We start from the raw sequence: 14,773 nt of genomic DNA, 5'->3' as shown, positions 1-14,773 counted from the left end.
ATCATCCGATGCAGCATGCTTACCTCGCCAGGCTGCGAACACGATGCAGATCGGAATAGCCTCCGCGGGGACCGAGCGTATCCGTAATCCACTTGATCGCTGCCAGATGATCATTCAGTACCACTTGACTTAGCGGATCAGGTCCGGTTCGTTTCTTACTGCGAATTGCATTCATTCTGCCCACAGGTACGTGATGAACAGCGCGCACCCGGAGTCCGCCAATCACTGCCTTCGCTTGAGCGAGTGGCGGAACTTCCAGCGAGGATATCCCCATGACCTCAAGTCCATGGCGGCTTAATGCATGCGGGATAGCTGTCATCGAGGCTCCCCGGAGATCGGATCGTGCAAGTATGCTGTTTAGCATATGTTTGGCCTCCACTACTGGATGAACGGGACTGCGATTGATCGGACCATGGTAGTCGTTAAGCGCTACATCTGTCCCCTTCAGCACAGCCTGCACATAAGGTGCAAGGTGCTCGGCAGGAATAGCGATATCTGCATCGGTGAACAGCAATATCTGACCGCGGGCCGCGGCTGCGCCTACTTTTCGCCCTCCATCATGCCCCAGTGCTTCAGCATAAGTGAGCACGCGTGCTCCTGCCCGTTGGGCTGCGTTAGCCGTGCCATCTGTTGAACCATTCACAATAACAAGTACTTCAGCATCACGACATATACGCAGCGCTTCCCGAACAACAGCACCAATCGTTTTCTCCTCATTCATGGCAGGGATAATGACCGAGAGCATCGGCCGCTGAGCATCTTCCCCATGTGGAGAAGGATATCCCATGCCATGTTCAGCCCCATTTTCGGTTCCATTCTCGGCCCCATCCTTTTCCTCTGGCATCTGTTGTATGGATGGAATAAGGAACGTATAGGCCTTTGTACCCTTTTTGTGTGCAGACTTCCATCTTCTTTTCTTCAGCACTGCTTTTCTGCGTGTCATTTTCGATTGGGTTGCATAACGTGCTGTGGTACGGGTTTTGCGCAACACTTTCACCTCCCGCATTCAATCATCGGCATGCCAAGGGAGTACACGTTATTCTATGTATTCGTGGAGCAGTGGAAACGGCGTATGTCCTTGCACCAAGCAGGTTCTCTCTGTGAATACGCGGGTACAAGCCTTCCTTTCAGACAAAATACGTCAAAATATATGAAAAACGCTACCTCTCCCCTACTTCAGACACAATTTTAGAAAAAAACCAAATTTGCATCTTTTCCAAAGTTTTACACTGTGATAATATACGTTCCAAGCCATTTATTTACAAAAATAACCTTATGCGGAACACAGGTTCCCCAATCCTCTTCTTATTGTTATTTATTGACCTTAGGTTAGTTATCGATGATGGTACTCGCAGAGCATGTTTAGGTGAATGCATTCTGATCTTGAGAGGGGTGATGCTGTTCAGAACACACCGTCATTGTCACTTACGTAAACCCGGAATGAACAACCCAGTTTTTCGTAAACACACTTCTACCTGCGCAATTGGACAACCCCCGGCTTCTGAAAGAGGAACACAATGGACGATTAAGCCTCCGGGCAGAACTGAATAAACGGTACTCCTTTGGGTTGTGTTTAACACTTCCCTGGTCAAGGCCAAGCCGATTTTGTTCCCATCGTTTCTTGTCTATTCCACGCTTCAGGTTCAGCCCCACGCTCCGCGCTGACCAAGTTGCAGACGGAATCCCACCGAGATTGGCATGATATTTTTCCAAAAAAAATAAGTTTAAGAATGGGAGAGTTTACGATGAAATTTGCCAAAGTTATGCCAACAATTCTTGGAGGAGCTCTTTTGCTCGCTTCCGTATCTTCTGCTACTGCAGCTCCATTGTCTGATCAATCCATTCCACTTCAGGCCCCTTATGCCTCTGAGGAGGGTATCCCATTGACCAGCGGAACAGATGACACCATCTTCAATTACCTTGGACAACAGGAACAATTCCTGAATTCCGATGTGAGATCCCAGCTCAAAATTGTCAAAAGAAACACAGATACATCTGGCGTAAGACACTTTCGCCTGAAACAGTATATTAAAGGTATCCCGGTCTATGGTGCTGAACAGACGATCCACCTGGACAAAACCGGGGCCGTAAGTTCCGCACTTGGTGATCTTCCACCGATTGAAGAACAGGCCATTCCGAATGATGGTGTAGCCGAGATCAGCGGAGAAGACGCAATCCGGATTGCAACCGAAGAAGCAACCTCCCGCATTGGAGAGCTTGGTGCAGCGGAAATAACTCCTCAAGCTGAATTGAACATCTATCATCATGAAGAAGATGGCCAGACTTATCTGGTTTATATTACGGAAGTTAACGTGCTTGAACCTGCCCCTCTGCGGACCAAGTATTTCATAAATGCAGTGGATGGCAGTATCGTATCCCAGTTTGACCTCATTAACTTCGCTACCGGAACAGGCACAGGGGTGCTTGGGGATACCAAAACCCTGACGACCACCCAATCCGGAAGCACCTTCCAACTGAAAGATGCCACTCGCGGCAATGGCATCCAAACGTACACGGCGAATAATAGCTCCTCGCTACCAGGTTCCTTGCTTACGGATTCAGATAATGTATGGACCGATCGCGCGGGTGTAGATGCTCACGCTTATGCTGCTGCCACGTATGATTTCTACAAAAACAAATTCAACCGTAATGGGATTAATGGTAACGGATTGCTGATCAGATCTACCGTGCACTACGGCTCCAATTACAATAACGCCTTCTGGAACGGGGTACAGATTGTCTTTGGTGATGGAGACGGAACAACGTTCCGATCCCTGTCTGGTGACCTCGATGTTGTGGGTCACGAATTGACGCACGGTGTTATTGAATACACAGCCAATCTGGAATATCGCAATGAACCAGGTGCACTCAACGAAGCCTTTGCCGATATTATGGGCAATACCATCCAGAGCAAAAACTGGTTGCTCGGGGATGATATCTACACACCTAACATTCCAGGTGATGCGCTGCGTTCCCTCTCCAACCCTACGTTGTATGGTCAACCTGACAAATACAGCGATCGTTACACAGGTACACAGGACAACGGTGGCGTTCATATCAACAGCGGTATCATCAATAAAGCTTACTACCTTGCAGCTCAAGGCGGGACGCATAACGGTGTGACTGTAACGGGTATTGGACGAGATAAAGCTGTACAGATTTTCTACAGTACACTGGTGAACTACCTGACACCAACGTCCAAATTTGCCGCTGCCAAGACAGCAACCATTCAAGCAGCCAAAGATCTGTATGGAGCAAATTCCGCTGAAGCTACTGCCATTACCAAAGCATATCAAGCTGTAGGCCTGTAAATCTTACTTTGATCTTGTAATTCTTACTATAAGTAGATGAACTTATAATCAACTCATTTTAAAATGTAACGAAACGTTCAGACACCCCTCACCGTCCGAACGGATCAAGCTTAATTCAACCAAAAGCGGTGTCCAGGACAACTCTGGGCACCGCTTTTGTCTTTCTGTCTATTTTATATAATTCTTCATTATCTTTCCGAAGGCCCCGCGGCAATCCATGACAACAATCCGTACGTATGCTTGCAATCTGCTGTACGTGACACTTCCAGCACCGCTTCATCCTCACTCTGCGAGAGAAGGGATACCTGAAATCCCCGATCATTGCTCATGGCCACAATCACATAATGTTCTGAAGCAAATGATTCTTCAAAAACAACGGTTACCTCTGTGCATTCTTCACTCTCTGGCAGTACAAAAGCTTCCATCCCGAATTGTTGTACCACAGGTTGCTTGCTTATACTACGAACAGGTTGGAAGGCCAGATGTTTGGTCTGAACTGCACCCAATTTCAGCTGACTGCTGCCAACAGAATCATCACACAGATGCTCTTGTGTAATCGATTGTTCACTTAACATAAACTCCGTAGTTCCACCGATCTCCTGTGACAGTTCAAGCTGTGGTTGCTGATCCTGAACAGCCTCCTCTGTCGTGTACGAAGCTGCCAGTGGTACTCCATGCTGGTTTGTTGGGGATAACAGCTCTTGTTGTTCCTCCAGACTGGCACTCGGCAATGCCTCAACGATTGCCTGCTGTGATAGCTGTACAGCCTCACTTTCTGCTTGAGGAAATGCCTCTTGTCTTTTGATCGCTGCCAGCTGTTCCAGCGTTTCTCCACTGAACTGACGGATCGCATTCCAAATCTCTACACTTAAATGGGCAGGACCAACAATTCCCGCATTCAAGTGATTGGAGGTAATGCTTTGGTCACCCAGTTTGCTGCCAGTTACACTGCCGTCAGCTAGTTTGGCGCTCGTTACGGATCCATTCTGCAGGTGAATTCCGCTCACCAATTCCTCTTCCAGATGGACTGTGCGAATACTGCGTTCCTGAATATGATCAGCAAGGATCGTTCCATCCTGAATGTGCCCGGAATGGACACTTTTGTCTGCCAAGTGGATTGCCGATACCGTACCTTCAAGCAATTTATTGCCGTTTACACTGCCATCAGCCAGTTTCGCGCTCGTTATCGAACCATTGTGCAGGTGAATCGCACTTACCGATTCCGCTTTCAGGTGAGAGATCCCGATGCTGCGCTCTTGAATATGGTCCGCATGAATGGCTTTCTCTTGGATATGGCGGGATTGCACACTTCCATTTGCGATATGAAGATCTGACACCGCATTTTCAAGCAATTTGCTGCCGTTTACGCTGCCATCGGCCAATTTGGTACTCGTTACAGATTCATTTTGCAGATGAACCGCACTTATTGCTTCCTCTTCCAGATGAGACGTGCCAATACTGTTCTCCTGAATATGGTCAGCAAGGATCGCGCCTTCCTGGATATGCCGGCTTTGCACACTTTCCGGTGCAAGATGAATTCCCGATATGGTATCTTCGAGCAGCTTGCTGCCATTTATGCTGCCATCGGCCAGTTTGGCACTCGTTACGGACCCATTTTGCAGATGGACTGCACTTACCGATTCCTCTTCCAGATGGACTGTGCCAATGCTCCGCTCCTGAATATGATCAGCATGGATGGCATTTGCCTGAATATGCCCGGATTGCACACTTTCCGCGGCGATATGAATCCCGGATACCGTACCTTCGAGCAACTTGCTGCCATTTATGCTACCGTCGGCCAGTTTGGCACTCGTTACAGCCCCATTTTGCAAATGGATTGCACTTACCGACTCTTCTTCCAGATGTGCAGTGCCAATGCTGCGCTCTTGAATATGATTAGCAAGAATGGCTCCCTCCTGAATATGACGGGATTGCACACTATCCTCTGCAATGTGGATATCCGATACCGCACCTTCAAGCAACTTGCTTCCATTCACGCTGTCGTCAGCCAATTTGGCACTCGTTACAGACCCATTTTGCAGATGAATTGCACTTACTGCTTCCTCTTCCAGATGAGGTGTGCCGATGCTCCGCTCCTGAATATGGTCAGCAAGGATCGCTCCTTCTTGAATATGGCGGGACTGCACACTTTCGGATGCAATATGAATTCCCGATACCGCATCTTCGAGCAGCTTACTTCCATTTACGCTGCCATCAGCCAATTTGGCACTTGTTACGGACCCATTTTGCAGATGAATTGCACTTACCGCGTCCTCTTCCAAATGGAATGTGCCGATGCTCCGCTCCTGAATATGGTCAGCATGGATGGACCCTTCCTGAATATGCCCGGATTGCACGCTTTCGGATGCGATATGGATCCCTGATACCGTACCTTCGAGCAATTTGCTGCCGCTTATACTGCCGTCCGCCAGTTTGTCACTCGTTACAGATCCATTTTGTAGATGAACCGCACTTACTGACTTCTCATCCAGATGGATTGAGCCAATGCTGTACTCTTGAATATGCTCAGCAAGAATTGCTCCTTCTTGGATATGGCGGGTTTGCACACTTTCGTCTGCAATGTGGGTAGCCGATACTGTCCCTGTAGCTAATTTGCTGCCATCAACACTACCACCGGCCAGTTTGGAGCGTGTTACAGATTCATCCTGCAATATAATCGTACTTACCGCTTCTTCTTCCAGATGAGTCGTTCCGATGCTGCGTTCATGGATATGATGAGGAAGAATTTCACCATCTTGAATATGACGGGAATGTACCGCTCCTTGCTGCAGGTGAACAGCACTCGTCGACTCTGCCTGAAGATGCAAACCACTGATCAAACCTGGCTGAAGATGGGCCGCTGTAATTGATAAAGGTGCCAGATGGTCTGTTTCGACAGATCCCGGAGCCAGGTGTTGGGATCTAATGACCTGTTCAGCAATATGCTCCTCATGAATAATGTCTGGCTTCAGATGCTGTGAGTTCACAACGTGATCACCCAGATGGTCAGACTTCACACTACCGTCGGCCAGATGCTCGGATTGCACAACGGATGGCTGAAGGTGCTCACTGCTTATGGCTGCCTTTTGCAACTCTGTCCCTGATACGGAGTCTGCTGTCAAATGGTCCGCAGTGACCGACCCATGCCGCAGTTTGTTGCCTGTAATACTGCCATCGGCGAATAATTCCGGTGAACGTATTTCCTCCGACAAATGTTCCAGGGATACGGCATGCTGTTTCAGGTGATAGCCGCGTATGGTTCCTGCTGGAATATGTTTTGCATTAATGCTTTCAGCCATGATCTTGGAAGAAGTCACGCTGCCGTCGGCCAGTTTGGCTGACGTGACAGCAAAATCCGCCAGTTTATCCGTGGCAACACTCTCTGGTGAGAGCTTGGGGGAGGTAACCGCATGATCCGTCAGATGAGGCGGAAAAACGGACCCGCCCGCCAGTTGGGTTGAAGTTACACTACCAGGAGCCAATTTGTCTGTTGTGACCGCCGCCCGTGCAATAGCATCTGTTTCAACACTGCTCGGCTGAAGATGAGGCACACCCACGGCATGTTCTGTCAGATGCTCCGATTTCACGGCATAAGGTCTCAGGGCCTCGGACCCCACGCTGCCTGGAGCCAGATGTGTACCCGTGACACCACCACCCGCAAGATGCGAGGATGCGACACTTCCCGGAGCGAGTGCTCTGCTACTAACCGATGCCGTTCCAAGTTTTTCTTCTGTCACACTTCCGTCTGCGAGCTTGACGTCTGTCACTGCAGCATCCTGTAACTCAAACGTACCCACCGCCGCCTCAGCCAGATGCCGCTCGGATACAACGCCATCTGCAAGCGCTTCTCCGGACACACTTCCGGTAGATAGATGGGTTGCCTCGATGCTTCCACTTGCAATGTGAATGGAGTGAATTGCGGAATTGTCCACATGTACCGGCGTGATTCCCCGATTCGCAATGTGTTCCGCACGAATGGATCCTTTGGCAAGATGTTTACCCTGTACAGCTTCATCTGCAATTTTGGAAGAAATGACGCTCTGATCAGAAATCTTGGAGGCCGTAATTGACTGTTCCAGCAATTTTGCTGTTCCTACAGACTGGTCTGCCAGTTTGCTGCTGGTTACTGCACCTTCCGTCAAATGTTCACTGCCCACTTCTCCATTGCCGATCTGTTCCTTGCCAACTGCATGAGCGCGAATCTGGCTTGAGCCGATTGAACCGTCCAGTAGATGTCTTCCAGTTAGCGAACCCTCAGCTAAATGTCTTGTTTGTATGGATCCATCCTCAATTTGGTCACTTCCAATACTGCCATTAGATAGTTGTGAACGACCGACGGCCCCTTCTGCCAGATGTGTCTGTTTAACAGCACCTGCCTGAATATGGTGAGACTCGATGGATTGTTCTTCGATTTTGCTGCCTGAGACAGCACCTTCACGAATTTTGGATCTAGTCACCGCATCGTCGGCCAATTTGGACGTGTGCACAGCCCCTCCCGTGAGATGCCGCGTATCCACACCGCTAATCGCGATCTTGTCTCCGGTTACGGCATGATTCTGAATTAAATCTTCCGTGACCAGCATGCGGCTGAGATGCCTTGTGCCGATGGAACCATCGGCAATTTTGGATGAATCGATTACCTGGTTGCCCAGCTTCTGCGAGGTAATGCTGCCATCTCTGATTTTCTCGCCAGCAATTGATGCATTGCGTAATTTATGACCGGACACCGAGCCGTCAATGAGATGCTCATCGGATACAGACGCTTCTGCCAGTTTGGCGGAAACAATCGCCCCATCTGCAATGTGAATGCTGGTCACTGCATAATCCTGCAATGCTTCACTGCCGACTGCACCTGGTTTTAGCTTGGAGTCATCCACAGAGAACGGAGCCAATTTGCTCTCCGTTACCGCAAAATCACTCAGATCATCTGTATAGATGTAGTGTCCGGTATGACCCGGCATCTGGTTCTGGTTCAGGACCTCCAACCGGTCCTTGCCTGTTGTCTCCAGCTTGTTGGTGCTCTGCTCTTCTTCCAGAGCAAGCGGGGCCACGCTGCTGACCTGAATCTGCTTTTCCAGGCTATCTTGCGTCTCGACTGCCTTGCTATCAGACTCTACGGGTTCCGGCTTGATTTTGGCTTCGATCTCTAGCTCTTCCAGCTCGTTTGTTGAAGCAGGTAGCTCCGTTGATTCAAATAGGAATTCTTCCGACTCCTGAACAGCTCTCGAATCCCTTTTATCAGTATTCAAACGTTCTTCCCTATTCACAGTGAAACCTGAGTTCATCTTGTCTGCCCGGCGATCAGTCAGTTCCAATTCCTTGAATTTCGGGCTCACATGCCGCAGTTTCGGCGTCGGAACCTTCTTTTTGCCATTTTTACTCATGCAGCTTGCTCCTTCCTCTAACGTTCGTCTCCGGCATCATATGCTTCCATATGGGCATCTGCCACTTCATTTATGACTTTTGCGGATTCCAGAGCACGAATGTACAGGCGTCAAGACAGGAAGGTTCGATGATCTTCGTGGAAATAGGCGTGTCAGGGGAGCAGAGGAAAGGCGGCTGTCCACGCCCCCGTCCCACTCATGTCATAAGATATTGTGTCTGAGCTCACGCTGGTGCATGGCGATGCATCTATACACCGGTCTGCGTTATCGTGATGTCCAACCATGCGGTGACAGGCCGGCATTCCATGATTGGACGATCCATGTCGCGATAACATTGAAGGAGGAACGGTCATGCTCCAAGAAACGATCGGCATTATGTTCGATTCACGCATGTACCGGGGGATACCGGCCGGAAGGACCGGTCAGGAATCACTCGCGAATTATGAACAGGCAGCAGCCAGTTACGGATTAACTCCCTACTTTTTGCGACTGGAAGATATTGATTCGGATCGGAAAACATGTCTTGCTTATGTAAAAAAGGAAGGCAGATATGTTCGCGAGCGCATGCCATTGCCCTCCGTCATTCATAACCGATCACTCCAGCTTCGTCGGTCGGAACAGCATCAGATCACCAAGCTGATGTTACAGGGTATTCAGGTATTCAACGTTCGCAACCGGTACCGTAAAGATCACATTCATGACATGCTTCATCAGGATCTCGCCTTGAGAGAACACCTGCCCCGTGCAGTTAAAGCTACGCCAGAGTCTCTGGCCTATATGATGGAACATTATGATGACCTCGTTATCAAACCGTGCAGCGGTAGTATCGGTCATGGCATTATGCGGGTCTTTCAGCGAGATGGACAGTGGAAACTAACCTGCGAGACGAAGGCTGCGCGCAAAGGATGGGCGACCTTCCGATTGAGCAAAGGACAGCTCCCTTCCTCCACCCTGCGGCGGATCTTTCGCCATGCCTACCTCATCGAAGAGCGTATTAAGTTGGTTCGTTATGAGGGCAGGCCGGTTGATCTGAGGGTATCCGTGCAGCGGGGTAGCGATGGTCTGTGGGGAATTACAGGCATGTTTGCCAAAGCAGCTCCTGCCCACACGTTTGTTACCAACATCGCGCAGGGCGGTAGAGTCATGACACTCGCGGAGGCGCTTGGAGCAGCAGAATCCGACTTCGATCTGGCTCGACTGGAACACAGAATCGGATTCGTTGCACTCCGAATTGCCCAGACGCTGGCTTCCAGTTTGCCACATCTGGCTGACCTGGGTCTTGATCTTGGTGTAACCCGCAGCGGTCAGATTTATTTCATTGAATGCAATGGACGAGATCAGCGCTACGGTTTTCGTAAGGCCGGAATGTCGGAACACTGGAAGAGAACGTACAGCAAACCGATGGCCTATGGCCGTCTTCTGCTGGAACAGAATTCGAGGATTCCGAGACAACCGCAGACATACGATAGGGGATTATATTGATTTCGTGTGCATTCTGTGTCAATATTATGCAGAACGGCCGGTCTTGCCGGCCTTGAAGTTCGCATTAACCCTAAGGGGGATATTCATGGCAAAAACGCTGTTGCGATTAATGACCGAGCTTTCTTCGCGCAAATGGATCTCCCGGACTGTGGGAGCCTTCTCCAAAAGCCGGGGAAGTAAGGCATTTATCCCTTATTTTGTCCGGACCTACGACATCCCTGTTCAGGAGGCCGAGAAGGACTGGAAGGAATACCGTTCACTGAACGATTTCTTTACCCGCAAATTAAAACCGGGCATGCGCCCGTTGGAACTTTCAGAGCATGCACTGATCAGCCCGGTAGATGCCAAGATTACGGCAGCCGGTCCGATATCTGCAGGGACACTCCTGAATGTTAAGGGACAAAATTATACACTTGCTGAATTATTAAACCATTCTCCCCATCTGGAGAAGTACAAGCACGGGTACGGGTTCGTCCTCTATCTCAGCCCTCGCGACTATCACCGCATTCATGCACCTGTCAGCGGCCGCAAGATCGAGAGCGAACACATCAAGGGCAAAGTTTATCCCGTGAATGATTTTGGCCTGACCCATATGAGATCCGTGCTTAGTCGAAACGAACGGCTCATTACGTATATCGCACACGATTACGGTGAAGTGGCGGTTGTCAAAGTGGGCGCAATGAACGTAAGTAGCATACAATATGCGAACACGGACACAAGTACCTGGGCACAAGGGGATGATCTGGCCTATTTTGAATTCGGTTCCACTGTCGTTCTGCTGACGCAGAGTGGCACGTTTGAACCGGAACCAGGCTTACAGCCAGGCGATTCCGTCAAAATGGGTGCATTGCTTGGTCGTTTGAAACCGAAGCAATAAGGGGTCCATACACCAATAAAGAGGATGGCGCAGCACCTGTAACCAGGTATTGCGCCATCCTCTTTATGCATTCATTTTCATCCATGTATACATGCAAAACGAAGCTTCGCTCCGTCGTTATTGGTCTGCTGAGTTCTCCTCAAAACCATACATCTTGCAAGTCCTCTGCCGGTTTGAATCGGCGCAGACGGTTCCGGAAAATATTGCATCCCTTCGTTGAGCATCCCCGGTTGCGGACCCGACGTTTTCCGTTCATCACAAGTTCCCCCCTTTTAGTCATCTGGAATGCTAGATCATTACCCTTGCTTCCCAGACTTGAAACGTTGTCATGTTCTTCCAACCAGAATGCTAACGAATCTCGGACGGGCTTTTACCTGTATACTGTTTGAATTGACGACTGAAGAAGAAAATATCCCGGTATCCCAGAGCATCAGCTACTTCGGTCACATTCATGCCGGTATGCACCAGCAGATGTTCTGCCCGTTCAATACGCATGCGGATGATATAAGATTGCACCGATGATCCCACCAGTTCCTTGAACTTGATCGAGAAATATCGGGGCGATAAGCCTGCCCGGGCAGCCAGATCTTCTACCCGATGCGTAATCCCCGGATGCTGACGCACATAATTGGCGACCTCCTGGATCACATCGGACAGCTGGTTGCTTACCTTTTTCTCCACCGGTTCTTCCGTATCGGCACGAAGCAAATGAATCATCAGCTGTTTCAGAATCAATCGACTCTCTTCATCACGTCCATACACATCCGATAAGAACAGTCTTACATAACGTGCCAGCAAATGCTCAAATTCCACGGTCTCCTGTACTTCACGATAAGACTGAGGAACATCAGCAACAGGCACGTCCACATCAAAATGAATATACGTCAGAACCAATGGTTTCTGCTTATTATGTGTTGCAGTAGGATGATCGCCTGGCCTGAATAGAAAACAACTACCCTTGCCAACTTCATACGACTGGTCATTCAGTACAAGCGTCCCTTCACCACTCCATACATAAAATAAATCATAGTTTTGCATCGGTTTTTCGCGCTTCTGCCACTTCCAGCCCGGTTCACAGACAATTTTGGCGACAGCGGGCAAAATAACAAATGATGACGGCGATGCCTGCAGCATGTCGCCACTCCCCCTTGATAGTTAATCTCTCTGCATATGGCATCTTGCTGATCTGAATCTCACTTCTTCAATCGAGGCCATATGTATTTCGGTATGTTGAATCACTCAAACCAACTTGCTTATATATGATATCTGCTCCTACAGGAGCGAAACGACTTATCCCATTATACAGCGGAATTCACCGAAACGAAAATGTGCACTTCTCCCAGGCTAACCGCATTCGCCGAATTCCCTCCGCCATCTCTTCTTTCTCCAGATGTGCAAAAGCAAAACAGACCGCCGGATGTCCTGAAGTCAACCGGTATCGCTCTGCATCCCGGAACAATATGCCATCCTCCTGAGCGAGCTTTTTAAACCGCTGGTAACTATCCATATCGCCATTCCAGGTAGCGTAGATATGCAATCCAGCATCACCAAGCTGCATTGTGAATGCCTCCGGCAACTGTAGCTGCATCTCTCGGACAAAAAAATCATGCCTTTCCCCGTATAAACGGGTTAACCTCCGTAAGTGCCGCAGGTAACCTCCTCGGGTCATAAACTTTGCCAATGCTCGTTGCTCCAGCAGTGCCGGAGGCACCGGTTCATACAGAGCCTTGGCCGAAAGCAGAGGTTCCACCAGACCAGGTGGCAGGACAGCGTAGCCCAGTCGGAACGAAGCAACCATCGTTTGCGAGAATGAACCGACGTAGATGACACGCTGTTCACGATCAAGCACTTTGAGGGGTTCAATGGGTCTTCCGCCCCATCGAAACTCACTGTCATAATCATCTTCAATAATGACCGCATTCCGCTTCGATGCCCAGGCAAGCAAGGTACGTCTTCTGTCCAATCCCAATACGGCCCCTGTTGGAAACTGCCGGGTAGGGGTGACAAATAACGTCTGTGCCTCCCAATGCTGAGGAATAATGCCTTCGGCATCCACATCTGCCGGGATGATATGCCCACCACAGGATTTGACGGCATGGGCGATGCCTGGATACCCCGGATTCTCCAATACAACTGCTGTATTCTCCGTAATCAGCAGTTGAGATAGCAGGGTGATGGCTTGCATTGAACCACTGAACAATACAATCTGAGATGATTCAGCCTGAATACCACGTGTCCATCTGAGATGGGAGGCGATGGCCTCACGCAGTTCCGGATCGCCGGCTACACCACTAGGTTCTCGCCAACCACTGCGATGAACCGCAGCGAGTGCACTCTTCCACTCCCCAAGCGGGAAATGTTCTGCAGGCATGCGCTGCATTTGAAAATTAATAACGGACGGCTTCGGTGAAGACATCTGAGTCCGCAGAACTTCATATTGCGTATTCAACATCTGTACTCGTTCGCCCCAGGGAGACAGCCTGAGAACGGCTTCTTGTTGTTCATTTTCCTGTGTCGATAATGTTTCCGTTACAAATGTACCTCTTCCCCGATGTGCATGGACATACCCATCCGCAAGCAGCATGTCGTATACCTGAGCTACCGAACCACGTGACATCTCATATTGCCTTGCCAGTTCACGGGTAGAAGGTAGTCTCGTACCTCCCACCAATGTGCCTGCATGAATGGCATCACGTAACGCATGGTACAATGCCTCATACTTGTATCGATGCTGAAGTTCATAGGTATCCATTGGCAGCCACAATTCCATTATGCACCTCTCTTCATTCTTCTTCATTCGTGATCCCTAACCAATTGGCCTACTAAAGTGAATGTAAATTGGATCTATTTCAATGTCAATGTATGAACTATTGTTATCCATAAGATATGGCGTTCTATTATACATTTCAATGATGGGGGAATACACATGAGACGGAAAGAATTCACAGTAGATGAAGAACAGGAGATTACCGAGTTTCTGGATCAGTGCTCCTTCGGGTTTCTGGGAACGGTCAGCCCGGATGGACAACCACGGGTTACACCACTGAATTTCGTTTATATGGACGGTTGCTTTTATTTCCACGGCAGTCTGGCTGGCGAAAAGATGAAACAGATCAAACAGGATTCGTCGGTCAGTTTTACGGTTGCGGAAGAGTTCTCCCTGATTCCATCCTACTTCAATGATCCAGAGCTTGCTTGTCCGGCGACTTCTTTCTTCAAAAGTGTCATGGCTTTCGGTCAGGCAGAACCGGTTAAGGAACTGGAGATCAAAGGCAAGGTGCTGCAACGATTTATGGAGAAACTCCAGCCGCAAGGCGGGTATGTGCCCATTGATGCTACTGACTCACGCTACACAGGGAACCTTAAAGCTGTAGCCGTTGTGAGAATCGTGCCAGAACGAATCAGCGCCAAGTTTAAATTTGGACAAAATTGGTCTATCGATCGCTTGGATCATGTCCGTGGTGAACTGGAACAGCGCAATGAGGGGCGAGATGCCGAAACCGCAGCAATGATGCAGAAATATTGTCCATTTCATCAGCAATAGTTCTCATTTTCAGAGGATTCATCCAAGGATAAATTCGGCTAATTCCCACCTCAAAGCCCTCTGCAACAACGCGGTAAAGTGATATAACTGTCATGTTACGTAATTTCCGTGACGGGGGGATGTCAAGGTGTTATAATGTTAGGCAGTTGAATCCCAAAGACTTGGAAGGATGAAA

Annotated in this window: 8 protein-coding genes; 4 read left to right on the top strand and 4 right to left on the bottom strand. The window is 49.2% G+C overall.

All coding sequences use genetic code 11. The features are described 5' to 3' along the window. Positions 1–19 precede the first annotated feature (19 nt). Positions 20–988, bottom strand: a complete 969-nt coding sequence (locus tag FS628_RS22175; RefSeq protein ID WP_145325160.1) for a glycosyltransferase family 2 protein — start codon at positions 986–988, stop codon at positions 20–22. A 757-nt stretch (positions 989–1,745) separates the two neighbouring features. Here FS628_RS22175 and FS628_RS22170 point away from each other — a divergent pair. Further along, positions 1,746–3,311, top strand: a complete 1,566-nt coding sequence (locus FS628_RS22170) for a M4 family metallopeptidase (RefSeq protein WP_145325159.1) — start codon at positions 1,746–1,748, stop codon at positions 3,309–3,311. 188 nt (positions 3,312–3,499) lie between these two features. Here the strand turns inward: FS628_RS22170 and FS628_RS22165 are convergent, their stop codons facing one another. Further along, positions 3,500–8,695 (bottom strand): WIAG-tail domain, encoded by a 5,196-nt coding sequence (locus tag FS628_RS22165; RefSeq protein ID WP_145325158.1) that lies wholly within the window; start codon positions 8,693–8,695, stop codon positions 3,500–3,502. A 351-nt stretch (positions 8,696–9,046) separates the two neighbouring features. Here FS628_RS22165 and FS628_RS22160 point away from each other — a divergent pair, with 351 nt between their 5' ends. Together FS628_RS22160 and asd are read left to right on the top strand one after the other, a co-directional pair. Further along, complete coding sequence (locus FS628_RS22160; protein ID WP_145325157.1) at positions 9,047–10,177, top strand: YheC/YheD family endospore coat-associated protein; 1,131 nt, start codon at positions 9,047–9,049, stop codon at positions 10,175–10,177. Between the two features lie 85 nt (positions 10,178–10,262). After that, positions 10,263–11,054, top strand: coding sequence for an archaetidylserine decarboxylase (asd, locus tag FS628_RS22155; protein ID WP_145325156.1), 792 nt, complete (start codon positions 10,263–10,265; stop codon positions 11,052–11,054). Between the two features lie 348 nt (positions 11,055–11,402). On the opposite strand, the gene FS628_RS22150 is transcribed toward asd, so the two are convergent. Continuing rightward, positions 11,403–12,188: an AraC family transcriptional regulator gene (locus FS628_RS22150; RefSeq protein ID WP_036605807.1), complete on the bottom strand. Its 786-nt coding sequence runs from the start codon at positions 12,186–12,188 to the stop codon at positions 11,403–11,405. Between the two features lie 178 nt (positions 12,189–12,366). Next, positions 12,367–13,824: a MocR-like pyridoxine biosynthesis transcription factor PdxR gene (gene pdxR / locus FS628_RS22145; RefSeq protein ID WP_145325155.1), complete on the bottom strand. Its 1,458-nt coding sequence runs from the start codon at positions 13,822–13,824 to the stop codon at positions 12,367–12,369. A 156-nt stretch (positions 13,825–13,980) separates the two neighbouring features. Between pdxR and FS628_RS22140 the strand changes: the two genes are divergently transcribed. Further along, positions 13,981–14,598: a pyridoxamine 5'-phosphate oxidase family protein gene (locus FS628_RS22140; protein ID WP_145325154.1), complete on the top strand. Its 618-nt coding sequence runs from the start codon at positions 13,981–13,983 to the stop codon at positions 14,596–14,598. The last annotated feature ends 175 nt before the right edge of the window (positions 14,599–14,773 follow it).

This window comes from Paenibacillus xylanexedens (assembly GCF_007676705.1).
Taxonomy (GTDB): Bacteria; Bacillota; Bacilli; order Paenibacillales; family Paenibacillaceae; genus Paenibacillus; species Paenibacillus xylanexedens_C.
The sequence above is the reverse complement of the archived record's forward strand: the minus strand, read 5'-3'. Positions and strand labels throughout refer to the sequence as shown.

Excerpts from the sequence above, each read along its gene's own strand:
- FS628_RS22170 (WP_145325159.1), top strand. The coding sequence starts at position 1,746 with ATGAAATTTGCCAAAGTTATGCCAACAATTCTTGGAGGAGCTCTTTTG.
- FS628_RS22165 (WP_145325158.1), bottom strand. The coding sequence starts at position 8,695 with ATGAGTAAAAATGGCAAAAAGAAGGTTCCGACGCCGAAACTGCGGCAT.
- FS628_RS22160 (WP_145325157.1), top strand. The coding sequence starts at position 9,047 with ATGCTCCAAGAAACGATCGGCATTATGTTCGATTCACGCATGTACCGG.
- asd (WP_145325156.1), top strand. The coding sequence starts at position 10,263 with ATGGCAAAAACGCTGTTGCGATTAATGACCGAGCTTTCTTCGCGCAAA.
- FS628_RS22150 (WP_036605807.1), bottom strand. The coding sequence starts at position 12,188 with ATGCTGCAGGCATCGCCGTCATCATTTGTTATTTTGCCCGCTGTCGCC.
- pdxR (WP_145325155.1), bottom strand. The coding sequence starts at position 13,824 with ATGGAATTGTGGCTGCCAATGGATACCTATGAACTTCAGCATCGATAC.
- FS628_RS22140 (WP_145325154.1), top strand. The coding sequence starts at position 13,981 with ATGAGACGGAAAGAATTCACAGTAGATGAAGAACAGGAGATTACCGAG.